Consider the following 20,694-nt stretch of genomic DNA (forward strand, 5'->3'; position numbering starts at 1 on the left):
GGTTCCCTCACTCCGGCCTTGCTCCCGGGAGGACCGCGCTGTAGGGCCCATCCTGGGCCCCAGCGCTTGACGGGCATCCTCCCTACGCAAGGCCTGCGTTCGGCCTCCTGAAGTCGCGAAGTTACGGGCGGCGCCTGCACTGGCGCAGCTGTCGCTCGCAGGGTTTGGCGTCAGCCTCTTGATCGGCAAGGGCAAGGGCAAGGGCAACTTCACAAGCACAAGAGCGCTGCATGCCCAGCAGCGCGATCAGATAAACTCCTGTCATGTCTGAGTTCTCCCTGCCCCAAGCCCCCTTGCAACGCCTCGACCTGCCTTGGCTGCGCCGCGCGGGCGTAGAAGGGGCCATCCTGCGTCTGGACCTGATCGACCCGCTGATCAGCGGCAACAAATGGTTCAAGCTGCGTCACCATTTGCTTGCCGCGCGCGAGGCCGGCTCACCGGGTCTGATCAGCCTCGGTGGCAACCACTCCAACCACCTTCACGCCCTCGCCGCCGCCGGCAAGCGCTTCGGCTTCGCCAGCGCCGGGCTGCTGCGCGGCCAGCCCCAGGACACGCCAACCGTGCGTGACCTGCAGGCACTGGGCATGCAGCTCCACTGGCTCGGCTACGGCGGCTACCGGGCGCGCCACGCGCCCGAATTCTGGGCGCCCTGGCAGGCCCTTTATCCCGGATGGCAGTGCATTGCCGAAGGCGGCGGCGGCGTGGCCGGCGCGCAAGGCTGCGCGCTGATCGTCGAGCAGTGCCGGGCGCAACTGGCCACGCTCGGCTGGGCAGACTACGACGCCTGGTGGTTGGCCGTCGGCACCGGCACCACCCTGGCCGGCTTGGTGCTGGCAGAGGCGGGTGAACACCCGGTGCATGGCGCGCTGGCGGTGCCGGTGGGCCATGGCGTGCCAGCGCAGATCGCCGCCCTCGCCGGGAAGGCGGGCTATCATTTGCACGACGCCAGCCGCGGTGGCTTCGCCAGAATCGACCCGGCACTGCTGCGCTTCATCGACGACACCGAACGGCAAACGGCAATACCGCTGGAGGCGCTGTACACCGGCAAGGCGCTGCTGGCCCTGCGCGATGAGGTCGAGGCCGGGCGGTTCGCGCCCGGCACCCGCCTGGTGGTCCTGCATACCGGAGGTCTGCAGGGAAGGCGTGGCTACTTGTAGGGCAGCATGCGCAGCAGCGTGTTGTCGCGGCGCACGTAGTGGTGATAGAGCCCGGCCACGGCGTGCAGGCCGATCAGCCAGTAACCCCAGCTGCCAATGCGCTCATGCCAGCCCTTGATGAACTGGGCCAGGTCCTGGTCCGGCGCGGCAATGGCCGGGAGTTCCAGGCCGAAGAACGGGATCGGCTTGTCGGCGGCGCTGAGCAGCGCCCAGCCGGCCAGGGGCAGGCCGATCATCATCAGGTACAGCAGCAGGTGCACCAGGTGCGACAGGCCGGTCTGCCAGGCCGGCGGACTGGGTACGATCGGTGGGGTCGGGCGCGACAAGCGCAGGGCCAGGCGCAGCCAGACCAGCACGAACACGCTCAGGCCAAGCATGAAGTGCAGGTCTTTCATCAGGTCGCGTTCGGCGCTGCCCTTGGGGAACAGGCCGCGCAGCTCGATGCAGGCATAGACGGCAGCCAGCAGCACCAGCATCAGCCAGTGCAGGGCAATCGATAGCCGCGCGTAATGGGTCGCGGGGGTGGATGAAACCATGGTGGGTCCTCGTCATCAGGTCGGGAAGGCGCTCTTGCCGGCGCCTGATACCCACTGTAAACGGTCGCGGTAAAAATTTCGTTGCGCTGGGTCTGTTTCAGCGGGTTCGCCAGCAAGGCTGGCGCCTGCAGGGGCAGGTAGGTCAAGGCCGCAATAGTGGCCATGGGTTGGCCACAAGAAACAACCGCGCAGCCTCCTGCCAGGCGCCGTCCGCGTCCTCCTCCAGGCGCACCAGTAGTTGCGCCGGCGCCAGTTCGTCCAGTGCCGCCAACCAGTCGTGAAATTGCCTGCTGCTCCAGCATGCCTGGGGCTGCACCCGGGCCGGTGCCAGCCAGGCATGGCGGGGCAAGGGTTGCCAGCGAGCGGCAGGGCATTGCGCCGCGTACCCCGGCCATTCCCGTCGATGCAGCCAGCCCCCGCGCAGGTGCGCCGGATGGGCGCCGGTAGGCGCTTCGGCATGTCCTGGCCAGGGATAGAACAGGTAACCGCCTAGCCACAGGTGCGCCGCGGCTGCGGTCACCCCCAGTTCGGCCAATGCCGCCCGGCTATGGGGCTGGGCGGACATCGGCAGCTGATGCCCGGCCAGGTGCCCCAGTTTGCTGCCGAGGCGGTCATGACAGCCGGGGCCGATCCAGTGCGCCGGGTCATGCCCGTCGCCCTGCGGCGGCCCCAGGTAGAGCTTGATCGCCAGCTCCAGGTGATGATCGCCTTCGCGGTCGCGCAGCAGGATGTCCAACTCGCCCAGGGTGCGCCTGCCATCGCGGATCGCCAGGTTGGCTGCCAGCAATTCGACGCCCGGGGCCTGGCGCAGGGCGAACTGCCACAGCGCTTCGTAATACAGGCCCAGGCGGCGGCTGGTCAGGCGCGCCAGCCAGGCCAGCAGCGGGCTGGGGTCGCGGTCCAGGCCAGCGAGCCAAGCGGCCAGGCGCCCTGGGTCGCCGGCCCAGTCACTGGCGCTGAGCGGATGGCGTTGCGGGCAGGCACACTGCGCCAGCAGCGGCGGGGCGAGCAGCGTCCAGGCCAGGTCGCGCACGGCCGGATGGCGCAGTTGGCGGGGCAGGGGCTGGAGGTCGGCGAACGGCATCATCCTGCGAGCATAGCCGGTTTGCCGCTGGCCAGTCCTTTCGCCCATAATCGCGCCATTGTCACCCGCCGCAGAGCTTTGCAGGAGCACCATGGAGCAATTTCGCAATATCGGTATCATCGGCCGCCTTGGCAGCTCCCAGGTGCTCGACACCATTCGCCGACTGAAAAAATTCCTCCTCGAGCGCCACCTGCACGTGATCCTCGAGGATGCCATCGCCGAAGTGCTGCCCGGCCACGGCCTGCAGACCTCCACGCGCAAGCTGCTGGGCGAAGTCTGCGACCTGGTCATCGTCGTCGGTGGCGACGGCAGCCTGCTCGGTGCCGCCCGCGCCTTGGCCCGGCACAATGTACCGGTGCTGGGCATCAACCGTGGCAACCTGGGCTTTCTCACCGATATCCGCCCCGACGAACTCGAGGAGAAGGTCGCCGAGGTACTCGACGGCCATTACCTGGTGGAAAACCGCTTCCTGCTGCAGGCCGAGGTGCGCCGCCATCACGAGGCTATCGGCCAGGGCGACGCGCTCAACGACGTGGTGCTGCACCCGGGCAAGTCGACGCGGATGATCGAGTTCGAAATCTACATCGACGGCCAGTTCGTCTGCAGCCAGAAGGCCGACGGCCTGATCGTCGCCACGCCTACCGGTTCCACGGCCTATGCGCTGTCCGCCGGCGGCCCGATCATGCACCCCAAGCTCGACGCCATCGTCATCGTGCCGATGTACCCGCATACCCTGTCGGGCCGGCCGATCGTGGTGGACGGCAACAGCGAGCTGAAGATCGTCGTGTCCAAGGACCTGCAGATCTACCCGCAGGTATCCTGCGACGGCCAGAACCACTTCACCTGTGCCCCTGGCGACACCATCACGGTGAGCAAGAAGCCGCAGAAGCTGCGCCTGATCCATCCGCTGGACCACAACTACTATGAGGTCTGCCGCACCAAGCTCGGCTGGGGCAGCCGCCTGGGAGGCAGGGACGACTGATGTTCGATCCGGCGCGCAGTTTCGATATCATCGGCGACGTGCACGGTTGCGCACTGACCCTCGAGCGCCTGCTCGACACCCTCGGCTACAAGCGGGTCGGCGGGGTCTGGCGCCACCCACGGCGCCAGGCGCTGTTCCTCGGCGACATCGTCGACCGCGGCCCGCGCATTCGCGAGGCGCTGCACATCGTCCATGACATGGTCGAGGCCGGCCAGGCCTTCTGCATCATGGGCAACCACGAATACAACGCCCTGGCCTGGGTCACCCCGGCACTGCCGGGGAGCGGCAAGGCCTTTGTGCGCGAGCACACCCCCCGGCACGCGCGGCTGATCGACGAGACCCTCACCCAGTTCGCCCAGCACCCCGGCGACTGGCACGACTTCCTCCAGTGGTTCTACACCTTGCCGCTGTTCGTCGACGCTGGGCGTTTCCGCCTGGTGCACGCCTGCTGGGACCCGCAGCTGATCGCGCCGCTGCAGCAGCAATACCCCAGCGGTTGTATCGACGAGCACTTCGTGCAGGCCTCGGCGGTGTCCGGCAGTTTCGCCTCGACCGTATGCAACCGCCTGCTGCGCGGCACCGACATGCGCTTGCCGGATGGCCTGACCCTGACCGGCGGCGATGGCCTGACCCGCGCCTTCTTCCGCACCAAGTTCTGGGAAGAAGACCCGCAGACCTACGGCGATATCGTCTTCCAGCCCGACGCGCTGCCCGACGAGGTGGCCCGCACGCCGTTGAGCCACAGCCAGAAGAATGCCCTGTTGCGCTACGCCGAGGACGAACCGCTGCTGTTCGTCGGTCATTACTGGCGCAGCGGCCGGCCCGCGCCGATCCGCGCCAACCTGGCCTGCTTGGACTACAGCGCGGTGCTCTATGGCAAGCTGGCGGCCTATCGGCTGGACGACGAAACCCGCATCGACCCGCACAAGTTCGTCTGGGTCGATGTCGAACGCCCGCAGGCCAGCCAGTGACCGTGATCGAAGTGCTACGCCTGCCGTTGAGTGTCGATCTTGGCGGTTTCGTCACGCTGCTGCGCCGCCTGCAGGTTCCGCATCGGGTCGTGGAGGAGGGTGACGAGCAGGTGCTCTGGGCGCCCCCTGCGATGGCCAACGACGTGCGCCAGCTGTACCAGCGCTTTCCCGACGGCAACGCCGAGGTGGAGCGCCCCATGCAAATCGACTTGCCAGCGAGCACGCCCACAGCGCCTTCGCTCAAGCAACAGGCCATGGCCTGCAAGGTCACCGCCACGGTCCTGTTGCTTAGCCTGGTGGTAGCCGGCCTGACCGGCCTGGGCGACAATCTTTCGACCATCGCCTGGTTCACGTTCCTGCCGTTCCAGGTACAGGGTGACTACCTCTACTTCACCTCATTGCCCCAGGCCCTGGCCGAAGGTCAATGGTGGCGCCTGGTGTCGCCGATGCTGCTGCACTTTGGCGTGTTGCACCTGGCGATGAATGGCCTTTGGTACTGGGAGCTGGGCAAGCGTATAGAACTGCGCCAGGGTCCGTGGATGTTGCTGGCGCTGACGCTGCTGTTCAGCCTGGTGTCCAACCTGGCCCAGCATTTTACCAGTGGTCCGAGCCTGTTCGGCGGTTTGTCCGGTGTGCTTTATGGCCTGCTCGGGCACGTCTGGTTGTACCACTGGCTGGCACCCAATCGGCAGTTCAACCTGCCCAGAGGCGTGCTGGTGATGATGCTGATCTGGCTGCTGATCTGCCTGAGTGGCGTGGTCGGTCAGCTTGGCTTCGGCCAGATCGCCAACGCCGCCCATGTCGGCGGGTTGCTCATCGGATGCCTGACCGGGCTCTTGGGCGGAGCCCTCGCCAGGCGTAGACTGTCCGCCTGACTGAGGAGACCGCATGTCCACTTTCGCGCAAATGATCGAAAACATTACCCCCGAGATCTACCAGAGCCTGAAGACGGCCGTGGAGATCGGCAAATGGTCCGACGGCCGCAAGCTGACCGCCGAACAGAAAGAACTGTCGCTGCAGGCGGTGATCGCCTGGGAAATGAAAAACCTCCCCGAAGAGCAGCGCACCGGCTACATGGGCCCGCAGGAGTGCGCCTCGAAGTCCGCGCCAATCGCCAACATTTTGTTCAAGTCGGACTCGGTACATTGATCGAACTCGCTCGTGGCTCTTTGAGCAAGATGGCGGTGCGCCTGGACGCACCGGTGGTTCAATACAGTTTCCGCCTGGATGACACCGAGGTGCCGGTCAATCCGTTGATTGGCCAGTCGATTCGCCTGGAGTACCTGGGCGCGATCCATTGCAGCCATTGCGGCAAGCGCACCAAGACCAGCTTCAGCCAAGGTTACTGCTACCCGTGCATGACCAAGCTGGCCCAGTGCGACGTGTGCATCATGGCCCCGGAAAAATGCCATTACGATGCCGGCACCTGCCGCGAACCCTCGTGGGGCGAGCAGTTCTGCATGACCGACCATGTGGTCTACCTGGCCAACTCGTCGGGCATCAAGGTCGGCATCACCCGCGCCACCCAGTTGCCCACCCGCTGGCTCGACCAGGGCGCCAGCCAGGCGCTGCCGATCATGCGCGTGGCCACCCGCCAGCAATCCGGGCTGGTCGAGGACGTGCTGCGCAGCCAGGTGCCGGATCGCACCAACTGGCGCGCGCTGCTCAAGGGCGATGCCGAGGTGCTCGACCTGCCGGCCATTCGCGAACAGATCTTCGACGCTTGCGCCGACGGCATCCGCAGTTTGCACGAGCGCTTCGGCCTGCAGGCCATCCAGCCGTTGCCCGACGCCGAGGTGGTGCAGATGCGCTACCCGGTCGAGGCCTACCCGAAAAAAATCGTCAGCTTCAACCTCGACAAGGACCCGGTCGTGGAAGGCACGCTGCTGGGGATCAAGGGCCAGTACCTGATTTTCGACACCGGCGTGATCAACATTCGCAAGTACACGGCCTACCAACTGGCCGTGCTTCAGTAAAAGGACCGTCACCATGCGCACCGAACAACCGCAAGTGATCCACCTCAAGGACTATCAGGCCCCCGACTACCTGATCGAAGAGACCCACCTGACCTTCGAGCTGTTCGAGGACCATAGCCTGGTCCATGCGCAGTTGGTCATGCGCCGCAACCCCGAGCGCGGCGCCGGCCTGCCGCCGCTGGTGCTCGACGGCCAGCAGCTGGAGCTGCTGAGCGTGCAGCTGGACGGCCAGGCGCTCGCCGCCGGCGACTATCAGCTCGATGACGACACCCTCACCGTGCAGCCCAAGGCCGAGCGCTTCACCCTGGACACCAGTGTGAAGATCCACCCGGAGAGCAACACCGCGCTGGAAGGCCTGTACAAGTCCGGCAAGATGTTCTGCACCCAGTGCGAGGCCGAGGGTTTCCGCAAGATCACCTATTACCTCGACCGCCCGGATGTGATGAGCACCTTCACCACCACGGTGATCGCCGAGCAGCATCGTTACCCGGTGCTGCTGTCCAACGGTAACCCGGTTGGCAGCGGTCCCCAGGAAGATGGCCGGCACTGGGCGACCTGGGAAGACCCGTTCAAGAAACCGGCCTACCTGTTCGCCCTGGTGGCCGGCGACCTGTGGTGCGTCGAGGATACCTTTACCCGCCAGTCGGGTCGTGACGTGGCGCTGCGCATCTATGTCGAGCCGGAAAACCTCGACAAGTGCGACCACGCCATGGTCAGCCTGAAGAAGTCCATGCGCTGGGACGAGGAAGTCTATGGCCGCGAATACGACCTGGACATCTTCATGATCGTCGCGGTCAACGACTTCAACATGGGCGCCATGGAAAACAAGGGCCTGAACATCTTCAACTCCAGCTGCGTGCTGGCCCGCGCCGAAACTGCCACCGACGCCGCGCACCAGCGCGTCGAGGGCGTGGTCGCCCACGAGTATTTCCACAACTGGTCGGGCAACCGCGTGACCTGCCGCGACTGGTTCCAGCTGTCGCTCAAGGAAGGCTTCACGGTGTACCGCGACGCCGAGTTCAGCGCCGACATGAACTCGCGCACGGTCAAGCGCATCGAGGATGTCGCCTACCTGCGCACCCACCAGTTCGCCGAGGATGCCGGCCCCATGGCCCACCCGGTGCGCCCGGAAAGCTTCATCGAGATCTCCAACTTCTACACCCTGACGGTGTACGAGAAGGGCGCCGAAGTGGTGGGCATGGTCCACACCCTGCTGGGCGCCGAGGGCTTCCGCAAGGGCAGCGACCTGTACTTCGAGCGCCACGATGGCCAGGCGGTGACCACCGACGACTTCATCAAGGCCATGGAAGACGCCAACGGCGTCGACCTGACCCAGTTCAAGCGCTGGTACAGCCAGGCCGGCACGCCGCGCCTGGAGGTCAGCGAGCGGTTTGACGCCGCCGCGCAGACCTACAGCCTGACCTTCCGCCAGAGCTGCCCGCCGACGCCGGACAAGGTCGAGAAGCTGCCGTTCGTGATTCCGGTGGCGCTGGGCCTGCTGGACGCCGAGGGCAACGACCTGCCGCTGCGCCTGGTCGGCGAAGCGCAGGCCGCCGGCACCAGCCGCGTGCTGTCGGTGACCGAGGCCGAGCAGACCTTCACCTTCGCAGGTATCACCGCCAAGCCGCTGCCATCGCTGCTGCGCGGCTTCAGCGCGCCGGTCAAGCTGGGCTTCCCGTACGACCGCGACCAGTTGATGTTCCTGATGCAGCACGACAGCGACGGCTTCAACCGCTGGGAAGCGGGGCAGCAGTTGTCGGTGCAGGTGCTGCAGGAGCTGATCGGCCAGCATCAGCGTGGCCAAGCGCTGAAGCTCGACCAGCGTCTTATCACCGCCCTGGGCACCGTGCTGGGCAACGAAGCGCTGGACCCGGCCATGGTCGCCGAGATGCTCTCGCTGCCGGGTGAGGCTTATCTCACCGAGATTAGCCAGGTGGCCGATGTCGATGCGATCCACGCTGCCCGCGAGTTCGCCCGCCAGCAGATCGCCGAGCAACTGTTCGACGCCCTGTGGGCGCGCTACCAGGCCAACCGCGAGGTCTCGCGCAAGACCCCGTACGTGGCCTCGGCCGAGCACTTCGCCCGTCGCAGCCTGCAGAACATCGCGCTGTCGTACCTGATGCTGGGTGGCAAGCCGCAGGTGCTGGCGGCGACCCTGGAGCAGTTCGACCAGTGCGACAACATGACCGAGCGCCTCACCGCCCTGGCGGTGCTGGTCAACTCGCCGTTCGAGGCCGAGCGGGCCAAGGCGTTGGAAAGCTTCGCCGAGCACTTCAAGGACAACCCGCTGGTCATGGACCAGTGGTTCAGCGTACAGGCGGCGAGCAGCCAACCAGGCGGCTTGGCGCGGGTCAAGGCGCTGATGCAGCACCCGGCCTTCACCCTGAAGAACCCGAACAAGGTGCGCGCGCTGATCGGTGGCTTCGCCGGGCAGAACCTGGTCAACTTCCATGCGGTCGATGGCTCGGGCTATCGCTTCCTGGCGGACCTGGTGATCGAGCTCAATGCGCTGAACCCGCAGATCGCCTCGCGTCTGCTGGCACCGCTGACCCGCTGGCGCAAGTATGACGAGCAGCGTCAGGCGCTGATGAAGGGCGAGCTGGAGCGGATCCTTACGTCGGGAGCGCTGTCCAGCGATGTGTATGAGGTGGTGAGCAAAAGTCTCGCTTGAGACCCTTGGGGCTGCTGCGCAGCCCTTTCGCGACACCAGGCCGCTCCTACAGGGGATCGCGAATCTCTGTAGGAGCGGCCTGGTGTCGCGATGGGCCGCAAGGCGGCCCCGGTTTTTTGTGGTTAACAAAACATAACGTCCCGCTCGTTGTGTTCTGTCGGACAATCCCGATAGCATGGCCAGAAGCTATTCCAGGCCTCTGGAACAGGGGTTTCGGCAGTACCTGGCAATAGATTGACCCACCACAAGAACACAACAGGGGGCAGTCATGAGTGAGCGGATTACGCCACGTCGCCGGCTGGCGGCAGGCGCGATGCTGGCATTGGTGCTGGGCATCGGCGCTGGCAACGTCGAGGCGGCGGTGGCCGCCGACGACTATTCGGTGGAATCGGCCAAGGCCAGCCAGAGCCTGCTGATCGGCGCCACCCATGCCGGGCAGCGCCTGGTGGTGGTCGGTGATCGCGGCCACATCCTGTTCTCCGACGACCAGGGCAAGACCTGGACCCAAGCCCGGGTGCCCACCCGGCAACTGCTCACCGGCGTGTTTTTCGTCGACGACAAGCGCGGCTGGGCCGTTGGCCATGACGCGCAGATTCTCGCCAGCAGCGACGGCGGCGCCACCTGGAGCAAGCAGTTCGAAGACTTGTCCCGTGAAGCCCCCTTGCTCGATGTGCGCTTCCTCGACCCGCAGCACGGCTTTGCCGTGGGCGCCTACGGCGCCTTGCTGGAAACGCTCGATGGCGGCCAGCACTGGCAGGACGTCGCCGAGCGCCTGGACAACCCCGACCAGTTGCACCTCAACGGCATCACCCAGGTGAAGGACGCCGGCCTGTTCATCGTCGGCGAGCAGGGCAGCATGTTCCGCTCCAGCGACAACGGCCAGAGCTGGACCAAGGTCCAGGGCCCCTACGAGGGCTCGCTGTTCGGCGTGATCGGCACCGCCCAGCCCAACACCCTGCTGGCCTACGGCCTGCGCGGCAACCTGTTCCGTTCCAGCGATTTCGGCGACAGCTGGCAGCCGATCGCGCTCAAGGCTGAACGCGGCCCGCTCGAATTCGGCCTGGCAAGCGCTACGCTTCTCGAGGACGGCAGCCTGGTGCTGGTCGGCAACGGTGGCAGCGTGCTGCGCAGCCATGACGATGGGCAGACCTTCAGCGTGCGCAACCGCGCCGACCGCATCGCCCTGTCGGGGGTCAGCGGCCTGGGCGTCGGCGGCCTGCTGCTGGTCGGGCAGGGCGGCGTGCACCTGGCCTCGGCCGACGGCGTAGAGGCGGTGCGTCCATGACCAGCCGGGAGAGTTTCGACATGCAGCACAAGGACAAGGCCACCCTGCTGGAACGCCTGATCTTCAACAATCGTCCGGCGGTCATCGCCATCTGCCTGCTGGTCAGCGTGTTCCTGTTCTGGCAGGCCACGCAGATCCGCCCGTCCACCAGTTTCGAGAAGATGATCCCGCTGCAGCACCCGTTCATCGAGCAGATGATGGAGCACCGCAACGACCTGGCCAACCTCGGCAACACCGTGCGCGTGTCGGTCGAGGCGGTCAACGGCGACATTTTCGACAAGGACTACATGGAGACCCTGCGCCAGATCCATGACGAGGTGTTCTACATCCCCGGTGTCGATCGCGCGGGCCTCAAGTCGCTGTGGAGCCCCAGCGTGCGCTGGAGCGAGGTCACCGAGGAAGGCTTCTCCGGTGGCGAGGTGATTCCCAACACCTACAACGGCTCCCAGGACAGCCTCGACACGCTGCGCGACAACGTGCTCAAGTCCGGCCAGGTCGGGCGCCTGGTGGCCAACAACTTCAAGTCGAGCATCATCGACATTCCGCTGCTGGAAAGCCACCCCGACCCGCAGGATCCGGGCAAGCAGGTCAAGCTCGATTACCAGCAGTTCTCGCACCAGCTCGAGGAGAAGATCCGCGACAAGTTCCAGGCGCAGAACCCCAACGTGAAGATCCACATCGTCGGCTTCGCCAAGAAGGTCGGCGACCTGATCGACGGCCTGGTGATGGTGGCGCTGTTCTTCGGCGTGGCGCTGCTGATCACCTGGGCGCTGCTGTACTGGTTCACCTGGTGCATCCGCAGCACCATCGCCGTGCTGGTCACCACCCTGGTGGCGGTGGTCTGGCAGCTGGGGCTGATGCATGCGGTGGGCTTCGGCCTGGACCCGTACTCGATGCTGGTACCCTTCCTGATCTTCGCCATCGGCATCTCCCACGGGGTGCAGAAGATCAACGGCATCGCCTTGCAGTCCAGCGACGCCGACAACGCCCTGACCGCCGCGCGGCGCACTTTCCGCCAGCTGTTCCTGCCGGGGATGATCGCCATCCTCGCCGATGCGGTGGGTTTCATTACCCTGCTGATCATCGATATCGGGGTGATCCGCGAGCTGGCCATCGGCGCCTCGATCGGCGTGGCGGTGATCGTGTTCACCAACCTGATCCTGCTGCCGGTGGCGATCAGCTACGTCGGCATCAGCCAGAAAGCCATCGCCCGCAGCAAGAAGGACGCCACCTGTGAACACCCGTTCTGGCGCCTGCTGTCCAACTTCGCCAGCGCCAAGGTGGCGCCGGTGTCGGTGGTGCTGGCGCTGCTGGCCTTCGCCGGCGGCCTCTGGTACAGCCAGAACCTGAAGATCGGCGACCTCGACCAGGGCGCCCCGGAGCTGCGCCCGGACTCGCGCTACAACCAGGACAACAGCTTCATCATCAGCAACTACTCGACCAGTTCCGATGTGCTGGTGATCATGGTCAAGACCCCGGCCGAGAGCTGTTCGATCCACTCGACCATGGCACCGATCGACGCGTTGATGTGGACCATGGACAACACCCCAGGGGTGCAGTCGACCATCTCCCTGGTGACCGTGTCCAAGCAGGTCATCAAGGGCATGAACGAGGGCAGCCTGAAGTGGGAAACGCTGTCGCGCAACCCGGACATCCTCAACAACTCCATCGCCCGTGCCGACGGCCTGTACAACGCCGACTGCTCGCTGGCGCCGGTGCTGGTGTTCCTCAACGACCACAAGGCCGAAACCCTGGAGCGGGTCACCGCCGCGGCCAAGGCCTTCGCCGACAGCCACAACAAAGATGGCCTGCAGTTCCTCCTGGCGGCCGGTAACGCCGGCATCGAGGCGGCCACCAACGAGGTGATCAAGTCGGCCGAGCTGACCATCCTGATCCTGGTGTACATCTGCGTGGCGGTGATGTGCATGATCACCTTCCGCTCCTTCGCCGCGACGCTGTGCATCGTCCTGCCGCTGGTGCTGACCTCGGTGCTGGGCAACGCGCTGATGGCGTTCATGGGGATCGGCGTCAAGGTCGCCACGCTGCCGGTGGTGGCGCTGGGCGTGGGTATCGGCGTGGACTACGGCATCTACATCTACAGCCGCCTGGAAAGCTTCCTGCGTGCTGGCCTGCCGTTGCAGGAGGCCTATTACGAAACCCTGCGCTCCACCGGCAAGGCGGTGCTGTTCACCGGCCTGTGCCTGGCCATCGGCGTGTGCACCTGGATCTTCTCGGCGATCAAGTTCCAGGCCGACATGGGCCTGATGCTGACCTTCATGCTGCTGTGGAACATGTTCGGTGCACTGTGGCTGTTGCCGGCGCTGGCGCGCTTCCTGATCAAGCCGGCCAAGCTGGCGGGCAAGGAGGGCGGGTCGATCTTCGCCCATTGAGTGACGCCAGGATCGCAGCTCATGCCCGCTCCCACGATGTGCTTGGCGTGGGAGCGGGCATGAGCTGCGATTGCGTATAATGGCGGCATTTGTCTGAAATGGTATTGCCATGACCACCCTCGCCACCGCCCTCGAATCCTGCGACATGCTGCTGATCGACGGCCTGCACGCTTTCGATTTCACCTTCGACGAATCCGGCCTGAGCATCGAATGCATGGACGGTCGCCAACTGCGCCGCTGGACCTTCAGCCCCGACCAGGTCGCCGCCGCCACCGGCACGGGCGATGACTGGAGCCTGGCCAGTGACGAAGGCGAGCATCGTCTAGTCTGTATGAGTGCTTTTCGTGCCCCGGATGAAGAAGACGATGAACAGGAAATGGACACGCCTGCTGACCGCTAGCCTCATGGTTTTGTCAGTCAACGCCCAGGCCGCCACGTTGCTGGTGGGCAGCTACACCGACAACGGCAGCGAAGGGATCTACCGCTACGACTTCAATTCCCACACTGGCCAGATCGACGCCATACCCCGGCAGGTGGTCAAGAGCGTCAGCCCTTCGTGGCTGGTGCTGTCGGCTGACCAGCGCCAGTTGTTCGCGGTCAATGAAACGCCCAAGGGCCAGGTCAGCAGTTTCTCGCTGGGTAAGAATGGCGAGATCAAAGCGTTGAACCAGGTCCCCAGCCTGGGCGACGAGCCGACCCACGCCAACCTCAGCCATGACCAGCGCTATTTGTTCGTCGCCAACTACGCGGTGGCACCCGACCCGGGTGGCAGCCTGGTGGTGATCCCGGTGACCCGGGATGGCAAGCTCAAGCCCGCAGTGCAGCAGGCCCGGCATACGCCGAGCAAGGTCAATCCCGAGCGCCAGGCCAGTGCCCATGTGCATGCGCTGGTGCTGTCGCCCGACGGCCGCCACCTGTACGCCTGCGACCTGGGCGCGGACAAGGTGTTCATCTACCGCTACGACGGCGCCAGCCCCGAGCATCCGCTGAGCCCGGCTATACCGCCGTCGGTGGACCTGCCGCCAGGTAGCGGCCCGCGCCACCTGTTGTTCGACGCCAAGGGCCGACATGCCTACCTGACGCTGGAAATGAGCGCCGAGGTGGTGGTGTTCGATGTAGGTGACGGTGCTTTGCTCGAGCGCCAGCGCCTGCCGCTGACCGAGCGCCAGGAGGCGCAGGCGAAGGCCGCTGGCGGTCTGCACCTGTCGGCCGATGGGCGTTTCCTGTATGTCAGCAATCGCGGTACCGCCAACGAGATCGTGGTGTATGCGGTGGGCAAGGACGACGGCCAACTGACCTTGCTGCAGCGTCGTTCGGTGGAGGGCGACCATCCCCGCGAGTTCGCCCTCGATCCGGATGGCAACTACCTGCTGGTGGCGAACCAGAAGAGCAACCAGATCGTGGTCATGCGCCGCGATCCGCGCGATGGCAAGCTCGGTGACACCGTGCAGAAGCTTGAGCAGCCGGCGCCTTCAGACCTCAAGTTTCTCGAGTAAACGTGTAGGAGCGGCCTTGTGTCGCGAAAGGGCCGCAGCGCGGCCCCAGGGTTTCAGCGTGAAAGCAGAAATCGCTGGGGGCTGCTGTGCAGCCCTATCGCGACACAAGGCCGCTCCTACAGGGCGCGCGTCTTATTATCGATAGGCGTAATAATCGCTACTGTCGCAATGAATTTCAGCAGGCGCCCCCATCGGCGTAAGTTTTGACCCAAGGCCCCGACGGGGCAATGTCAAAACCACTGATGTCGAGGTCCGCCCACATGAACTTCAATCTCTTCCCGGTCATTGCCGCTTCCGCCATTTCCGCTTCGGTTGTCCAGCCCGCTCACGCCCAGCTGGAGCAGGGCGGCAAGGTCGCCAACACCCACAGCTATACGCAAAAGTACTTGCAGCAGAGCGCGCATTTCCATGCCGCGCTGAGCAAGCATTCCCATTGAGTGTAAAGCCGTTGGTAATAGCACAACGCCATGTGATTTAATTTGACGCTAATTTTTTGACTCTTCAAAGGGGCAGAGCATGATGTGGCGTATCACGGCGGTTGTGTTGTTGCTGATGTCCGCGCCAATCCTGGCGCTGTGACAGCGTTTCATTTGGCCATGACGGCTTTGAACAAGGCTGAATCCAGCCACCCTTGCAGCCAGCTGCGCAGGCGCGGATAAGCCGCCTCGGCGAACCATTCGGGTTCGACCCCGGCAAACTGGCGCATCAACGGCAGCAACGCGGCGTCGGCCAGGCTTGGGTGGTTGGCAAACAGGAAGGCTTGGTCGGCGAGCAGGTTTTCCAGCTCGGCCAGCCAGGCCTCGGCCTGTTGTCGATAATGCTCCCGGGCATGGTCGGGATAGCGTTCGGCATACTTGTACAAGTTCACCTGCGCCTTGAACGTACTGTCGTTGCGGGCGATCAGCGCATCGGCCTGGCGCGCTGCGGCCGGGTCGGCCAGCAGGCGCCAATCCTCGGGGTCGTGTCGCTCGAGCGCCCAGCGCATGATGTCCAGGCTTTCCTCCAGCACCCTGTCTCCGCTATCGAGCACTGGCACCGTGCCCTTGGGCGACAGTGCCAGCAGCTCGGCCGGCTTTTCCTTCATCTTCACTTCGACCACCTGCACCGCGCACCCGGCGTAGCGCAGGGCCAGGCGCGCGCGCATGGCCCAGGGGCAGCGGCGGAACGAGTAAAGAATCACCCACACACCTCGATATCGCTCAGGCCGTTGCCCTGGCGGCGTACCTGGATCTGCACCGGGATGCGCTCGTGCATTTCCTGCACGTGGGAAATCACAGCCACCTTGCGGCCCTGGGCTTGCAGGCCGTCCAGGGCATCCATGGCCAGTTGCAGCGACTCGGGGTCGAGGCTGCCGAAGCCCTCGTCGATGAACAGCGATTCGATACGCAAGGTGCTCGACGCCATCGACGCCAGGCCCAAGGCCAGGGCCAGGGAGACCAGGAAGGTCTCGCCGCCCGACAGCGAATGCACCGAGCGCAGTTCGTCGCCCATCTCGGTGTCCAGCACCAGCAGGCCCAAGGCGCTGCCGCCGCGCTTGAGGCGATAGCGCCTGGCCAACTGGCGCAGCTGGCTGTTGGCGTGGTGCAGCAGCAGATCAAGGTTGTAACCCTGGGCGATCTTGCGGAACACGTCGCCCGAGGCCGAGCCGATCAGCTGGCTCAGGCGGGCCCAGCGTTGCCATTGCAGGCGTGCTGTTTCGATCTGTTCGCCGAGGGCCTGGCTGGCCTGTTGGCGGCGCTGGTCCTCGGCCTGTCGGGCGCGCAGTTCGGCACATTGCTGCTCTTGGGCCGCCAACTGCTCGGCCAACTCGGCGAGGGCTGACTCGAGGGCTTCGACGGGCAGTTCATCATGGGCCTGGGCGGTGTGTTGCTGCAGCTGCTGCTCACGCTCCCCCAGCAGTACGCGGCCTTGCTCGACGGCTTTTTCCGCAGCCTGCAGGCGTTGGCGCAGTTCGCCCACCTGGCTGTCGTCGATGGCCAGCAGGCGCTCGAGGCCTGCGTCGTCCAGCTCTGGGTGTTCGCTGCGCCACTGGGCGATGTCGCCCTGCAACTGCTGGTGCTCCTGCTCCAGTGCCAGCAGGCGCTGCTGGTTGGCCTTGAGTTCACCGGCCAGTTGCATGCCCTGGGTGTGCAACGCTTGCAGTTGTCGAGCGCGGTCAGCCTCGGCGGCGCGGGCCTGTTCCAGCTGGGTGTCCATGTGCTGTTGCCAGGCTTCGGCGCTGGGCTGTTCACCGAGCAGCTCGCCGAGGGTGGCCTGCGCCTGGCGGTGTTGTTCGTCCAGCGCGGCGAGCTTCTGTTGCAGCTGCTGCTGGCTGTGCAGGCGTGCTTGTTGCTGATCGCGCTGTTTGTCCAGCTGGGCCTGGCGAGCCTGTTGTTCCTCCAGCTCGTCCTTGCGCAGGTCGAGTTGCTGGAGGCGTTGGGCAATCTGCTGGTCGAGGCCGAGGAAGGCATTGGCCGGGTCGTCGCGCAGGGCCTGGAGAATCCCCGGGGGCAGCACGCTTTGGAGGCTTTCGAGGGCCTGCGCAAGTTGTTGCTCGTCGGCGGCCAGGGCCTGGTGCTGCTGGTCGAGGTGGCGCTGGGCCTGTTGCTGGGCTTCGCTGGTGGCCTGCAATTGCTGGGTGAGGCGGGCAGCATCCTTTTGCAGGGCGAGCAGGGCGCCCTGGCGTTTCTCGTCGCGGTCGATCTCCTCGCCAAGGCGGCGCAACTGGCCGTCGAGCCACTTGCCACGGGCGTTGTCGTCCTGCGGCGCCAGCGCTGGCCACAGGGCATGCGCCTGAACCTGTTCAAGCACGGTCTGGAGCTGCTCGCCCAACTGCTGTTGTTGCTGCTGGTAATCCTTGAGCTGGGCGTTGACCACGCCCAGCTGGGTGCGCAGCTCCACCAACCGGGTATTGAGCTGTTCGACCTGCTGCTGCGCCGCGGCTTCCTCGGCCTGGTCGTGGCGCCCGAGGCTGTGCAGCAGCGCTTCGGGTTGATGGAACGGGTGTTCGGCGCTGCCGCAAACCGGGCAGGGCTCGCCGTCGCGCAGTTGCGCGCGCAGTTCCTCGACGCTGGTGTTGCGCGCCAGGCGCTGGCGCTCGAGCAACTGGCGGGTCAGGGTCAGCGCCTGTTCGGCGTTTTCCAGTTCGGCCTTGGCCGCCGTGCCTTCGCCGATCAGTTGCTGGCGCTGGTGCATGGCCTGCTGCTGGCGCTCGTGCAGTGCGTCGAGGTTGGCGCGCAGTTCCATTTCGCGGCCATGCAGGCGCGACAGTTCCTCGACCGCGCGCTGCTGCTTGCGGTTGTCCTGGAGCATGGCGCCGAGCAGGTCGATCTGCTCGGCCAGCGCTTGGGGCTCGGCCCCCGCCTCGCGGAACAGCAACTCGAAGTGCTCGCGCTGGGCTTGCAGCTGGGCGTTGGCCTGGCTGGCCTGGGCCTGCAGGCCGGGTAGTTCCTCGCGGCCCTGGGCCAGGCGGCCGCCAATCAGCATCACCTGCTTGAGTTGCGGCAGGTAGGCCTGCCAGGCGTCGGCCAGGGTGCCAAGCGGTTCGCTTTCAGCCAGGGCGCTGTCGATCCGGGCCAGTTGCTGCAGGCTGCGTTGCTGGGCGTCTTCAAGTTGCTGTAGCTGCTGGCGGGCTGTATCGACTTCCTGTGCGGCCTGGGTACAGGCTTGGCGTTGCTCGGCAAGCTCCTGGTCCAGGCGCGCCAGGTCGCCCTGGGCGGCAAAGGCCTGGCGCAGGCGCGGGGCGTTTGCGCCATGCAGGGCCTGGTGCTGGACCAGTTGTTGGCGGGCTGTTTCCAGGGCTTGCTGCAGCGCGTCGATGTGTTGCTGCAGTTCGGTTTGTTGGCGCTGTTGCTGGTCGATATCGGCCAGCACGGGGGCCCGCTGCCCGGCCAGGTGCTGCTGGCGGTGGAACTGGTGACGCTGGGGCGCCAGGCGTTCCAGGCGTTGCAGGTCGACGCGTTGTTCGGCCAGTTGCTGCCACTGGTGTTGCGCATTGTCCAGCGCCGTGGCGGCTTCGCTGTGCTGGGCCTGCAGGCGCTGCTGTTCGGCAAGCCAGGTGCGCTGCTGTTCCAGCTGGCGCTGGCGTGCCTGCTCGGCCTTGAACTGCTGCTGGGCCTGTGCCAGCGCCTGGTCGAGGGCGGCGCGGGCTTCGGCCTCCATCGGCAGCAGGTGCTCGGCCTGCTTTTTCAGGTCGTTGTGAACCTCGCCGGTTTCCCGTGCCTTGCTGAAGGCCCGTTGGCCAAGGCGGGTGTAGATCGCGGTGTTGGTGAGCTTTTCCAGCAGTTCGCTGCGCTCACGGTCGTCGGCCTTGAGGAAGGCACCGAACTCGCTCTGGGCCAGCATCACCGCGCGGGTGAACTGCTCGAAGTTCAGGCCCAGGCGGGCCTCGACCAGTTGCTTGTATTCGTTCTTGCCACTGCCCAGCAGTTGCTCGCTGTCCAGGTCGTAGAGGCTCTGGCGGCTGTTCTGCAACTTGCCGGTGGCCTTCTCGCGGGCGCGGTTTGCCTCCCAGCGGGCACGGTAGCGGCGCCCGTCGATACCGACGAAATCCACTTCGGCGAAGCCGCTGCCGGTCCCGCGGCGCAGCAGGTTGCGGGGGTCGGAGGTGGGGATGTCGCCGTCGGCATCGGGCACCTTGGCTTCCCGGGCGATGTCGTTGAGCCGCGGCACGTTGCCGAACAGCGCCAGGCACAGGGCGTCGAGCAGGGTGCTCTTGCCGGCGCCGGTGGGCCCGGTGATGGCGAACAGGCCCGCGCTGGCCAGGGGCTCGGCGGTGAAGTCGATGTCGATGGGGCCGGCAAGGGAGGCCAGGTTCTTCAAGCGGATGGCGAGAATCTTCATGGCTGTTCCTCTTCTTGCAGCACGTCTTGCAGCAGCTCGGCGAAGTCGGCCAGGGCCTGCTCGTCGGCGGCATTGCCGTAGGCCTGCTCCCAGGCGCGGCCAAACAGGTCCTGCGGGGTCATCTGGGCCAGCTCGACGAACGCCTGTTCGTCGTCCTCCTGGCGCCCGGCGCCGGCGTACTCGGCGCTGATGCGCACCAGGCGCACGGCCTTGCCCTGCAGGGCGGTCTCGATCTGCTGGCGCAGGTCCGGTTGCGGCTCGTCCAGGCGCACCCGTACCTCCAGCCAGGGCTGACGGTTGGGGTCTTCGAGCAGGTCGATCATCGGCAGTTGGGCGAGCTGTTCGAGCAGTTCGCCCAGCGGCGCCGGGCCGACCCGTTGCAGGGCCACGGCACGGGGGACCAGGCGCGCCTCGACGCTGACCAGCTCGCTGCCCTGCAGCTCCACTTCCAGCACCTGGTGCGGGTAGTTGATTTCGGCGAACGACAGCGGGATCGGCGCGCCGCTGTAGCGGATGCGCTGCTCGCGGTTGACCTTCTGTGGCTTGTGCAGGTGGCCGAGGGCGACATAGCTGATGGCCTTGTCGAACAGCCGCGCCGGCAGCGCCTCGGCATTGCCGATGATCAGGCTGCGCTCGGAGTCCTCGCTGATGCTGCCGCCGGCCATGTGCGCGTGGCTGATGGCGACCAGTGCCTGGTCCTTCTTGCGGATTTTTTGCGCGGCGCCGATCAGTTGCTCGTGCACCTGGGTGATGCCCTTGAGGTAATCGTCGCCCAGGGCCGGGCCGGTGACTTCGGCCGGGCGCAGGAAGGGCAGGGCCAGGCACCAGGCGCAGACCTTGCCACGGGCATTGGTCAGCGGGATCAGCAGGCGCTCGGCGTCCAGCTGGCCTTCATCGAGCCAGTGCACACGGCCCAGGGCATGGGTGCGCAGGCGGCGCATCAGCGGCGCCGGCAGCTCGATGCGCGAGCCGGAGTCGTGGTTGCCGGCGATCATCACGATATCCAGCTTGGGCTGTTGTTCGTGGGCCTGGACGATGAAGTCGTAGAGCCGTTCCTGGGCTTTGACCGGCGGGTTGACGGTGTCGAAGATGTCGCCGGCGATCAGCAGGGCGTCGGGCTGGCGCAGGCGCAGCTGGCCGAGCAGCCAGTCGAGGAAGCAGGCGTGTTCGAAGTCGCGTTCCTGGCCGTGCAGGCTTTGGCCCAGGTGCCAGTCGGAGGTGTGAAACAGACGCATGGAAGATCCGTTGGGTGAGCGGCTGGGGCGTTTGGATTAGGGCGCTATGGTAACTCATCGCGGGGTAGGCACCGAGCGTCGTTGCCCTGT

17 protein-coding genes are annotated in these 20,694 nt (G+C 65.8%); 12 read left to right on the plus strand and 5 right to left on the minus strand.

Annotation, left to right across the window (positions count from 1 at the left end; genetic code table 11):
* Nucleotides 1-263: 263 nt before the first annotated feature.
* Nucleotides 264-1,157 (plus strand): pyridoxal-phosphate dependent enzyme, encoded by an 894-nt coding sequence (locus NJG22_RS23175; protein WP_253098144.1) that lies wholly within the window; start codon nucleotides 264-266, stop codon nucleotides 1,155-1,157.
* Here NJG22_RS23175 and NJG22_RS23180 read toward each other — a convergent pair.
* Nucleotides 1,148-1,693, minus strand: a complete 546-nt coding sequence (locus tag NJG22_RS23180) for a cytochrome b (RefSeq protein ID WP_253098147.1) — start codon at nucleotides 1,691-1,693, stop codon at nucleotides 1,148-1,150. The two genes, NJG22_RS23175 and NJG22_RS23180, sit on opposite strands and share 10 nt — an antisense overlap.
* 142 nt (nucleotides 1,694-1,835) lie before the next feature.
* Entirely contained in the window at nucleotides 1,836-2,825 is a 990-nt protein-coding gene (locus tag NJG22_RS23185) for a DUF1853 family protein (protein WP_253098162.1), read from the minus strand.
* Nucleotides 2,826-2,868: 43 nt separating this feature from the next.
* Between NJG22_RS23185 and NJG22_RS23190 the strand changes: the two genes are divergently transcribed.
* From NJG22_RS23190 to NJG22_RS23240, 11 genes are all read left to right on the plus strand, one after another.
* On the plus strand, nucleotides 2,869-3,759 hold the full coding sequence (locus NJG22_RS23190) for an NAD(+) kinase (protein WP_134693921.1): 891 nt from the start codon (nucleotides 2,869-2,871) through the stop codon (nucleotides 3,757-3,759).
* Nucleotides 3,759-4,730 (plus strand): metallophosphoesterase, encoded by a 972-nt coding sequence (locus NJG22_RS23195; protein WP_253098164.1) that lies wholly within the window; start codon nucleotides 3,759-3,761, stop codon nucleotides 4,728-4,730. The genes NJG22_RS23190 and NJG22_RS23195 overlap by 1 nt, the downstream gene beginning before the upstream one ends.
* Complete coding sequence (locus tag NJG22_RS23200; RefSeq protein ID WP_253098165.1) at nucleotides 4,727-5,605, plus strand: rhomboid family intramembrane serine protease; 879 nt, start codon at nucleotides 4,727-4,729, stop codon at nucleotides 5,603-5,605. Before NJG22_RS23195 ends, NJG22_RS23200 begins: the two co-directional genes overlap by 4 nt.
* A 13-nt stretch (nucleotides 5,606-5,618) precedes the next feature.
* Entirely contained in the window at nucleotides 5,619-5,879 is a 261-nt protein-coding gene (locus NJG22_RS23205) for a DUF1315 family protein (protein ID WP_133328852.1), read from the plus strand.
* Nucleotides 5,876-6,706: a DUF2797 domain-containing protein gene (locus NJG22_RS23210; protein WP_217848920.1), complete on the plus strand. Its 831-nt coding sequence runs from the start codon at nucleotides 5,876-5,878 to the stop codon at nucleotides 6,704-6,706. The genes NJG22_RS23205 and NJG22_RS23210 overlap by 4 nt, the downstream gene beginning before the upstream one ends.
* Before the next feature lie 13 nt (nucleotides 6,707-6,719).
* Nucleotides 6,720-9,377 carry an aminopeptidase N gene (gene pepN, locus NJG22_RS23215; protein ID WP_253098167.1) on the plus strand — a complete coding sequence of 886 codons (2,658 nt, stop codon included), beginning with the start codon at nucleotides 6,720-6,722 and terminating at the stop codon, nucleotides 9,375-9,377.
* A 268-nt stretch (nucleotides 9,378-9,645) separates the two neighbouring features.
* Complete coding sequence (locus NJG22_RS23220) at nucleotides 9,646-10,662, plus strand: YCF48-related protein (protein WP_253098169.1); 1,017 nt, start codon at nucleotides 9,646-9,648, stop codon at nucleotides 10,660-10,662.
* Entirely contained in the window at nucleotides 10,659-13,052 is a 2,394-nt protein-coding gene (locus NJG22_RS23225) for an RND family transporter (RefSeq protein WP_217848914.1), read from the plus strand. The genes NJG22_RS23220 and NJG22_RS23225 overlap by 4 nt, the downstream gene beginning before the upstream one ends.
* 109 nt (nucleotides 13,053-13,161) lie before the next feature.
* A complete protein-coding gene (locus tag NJG22_RS23230) occupies nucleotides 13,162-13,452 on the plus strand; it encodes a DUF5629 family protein (protein ID WP_217848913.1) in 291 nt (96 codons plus the stop codon).
* Nucleotides 13,418-14,548, plus strand: coding sequence for a lactonase family protein (locus NJG22_RS23235; protein ID WP_253098172.1), 1,131 nt, complete (start codon nucleotides 13,418-13,420; stop codon nucleotides 14,546-14,548). The genes NJG22_RS23230 and NJG22_RS23235 overlap by 35 nt, the downstream gene beginning before the upstream one ends.
* 260 nt (nucleotides 14,549-14,808) lie before the next feature.
* On the plus strand, nucleotides 14,809-14,985 hold the full coding sequence (locus tag NJG22_RS23240; protein WP_253098174.1) for a hypothetical protein: 177 nt from the start codon (nucleotides 14,809-14,811) through the stop codon (nucleotides 14,983-14,985).
* Nucleotides 14,986-15,134: 149 nt separating this feature from the next.
* On the opposite strand, the gene NJG22_RS23245 is transcribed toward NJG22_RS23240, so the two are convergent.
* The 3 genes from NJG22_RS23245 to NJG22_RS23255 are packed head-to-tail and all read right to left on the minus strand — an operon-like array spanning nucleotide 15,135 to nucleotide 20,604.
* Nucleotides 15,135-15,728 carry a glutathione S-transferase gene (locus NJG22_RS23245; RefSeq protein WP_253098186.1) on the minus strand — a complete coding sequence of 198 codons (594 nt, stop codon included), beginning with the start codon at nucleotides 15,726-15,728 and terminating at the stop codon, nucleotides 15,135-15,137.
* Nucleotides 15,725-19,369: an AAA family ATPase gene (locus NJG22_RS23250; RefSeq protein WP_253098176.1), complete on the minus strand. Its 3,645-nt coding sequence runs from the start codon at nucleotides 19,367-19,369 to the stop codon at nucleotides 15,725-15,727. The genes NJG22_RS23245 and NJG22_RS23250 overlap by 4 nt, the downstream gene beginning before the upstream one ends.
* Entirely contained in the window at nucleotides 19,366-20,604 is a 1,239-nt protein-coding gene (locus NJG22_RS23255) for an exonuclease SbcCD subunit D C-terminal domain-containing protein (protein ID WP_253098178.1), read from the minus strand. The genes NJG22_RS23250 and NJG22_RS23255 overlap by 4 nt, the downstream gene beginning before the upstream one ends.
* Between the last annotated feature and the right edge of the window lie 90 nt (nucleotides 20,605-20,694).

Origin of the sequence: Pseudomonas sp. VA159-2 (assembly GCF_024126635.1) — a bacterium.
GTDB lineage: Bacteria > Pseudomonadota > Gammaproteobacteria > Pseudomonadales > Pseudomonadaceae > Aquipseudomonas > Aquipseudomonas muyukensis.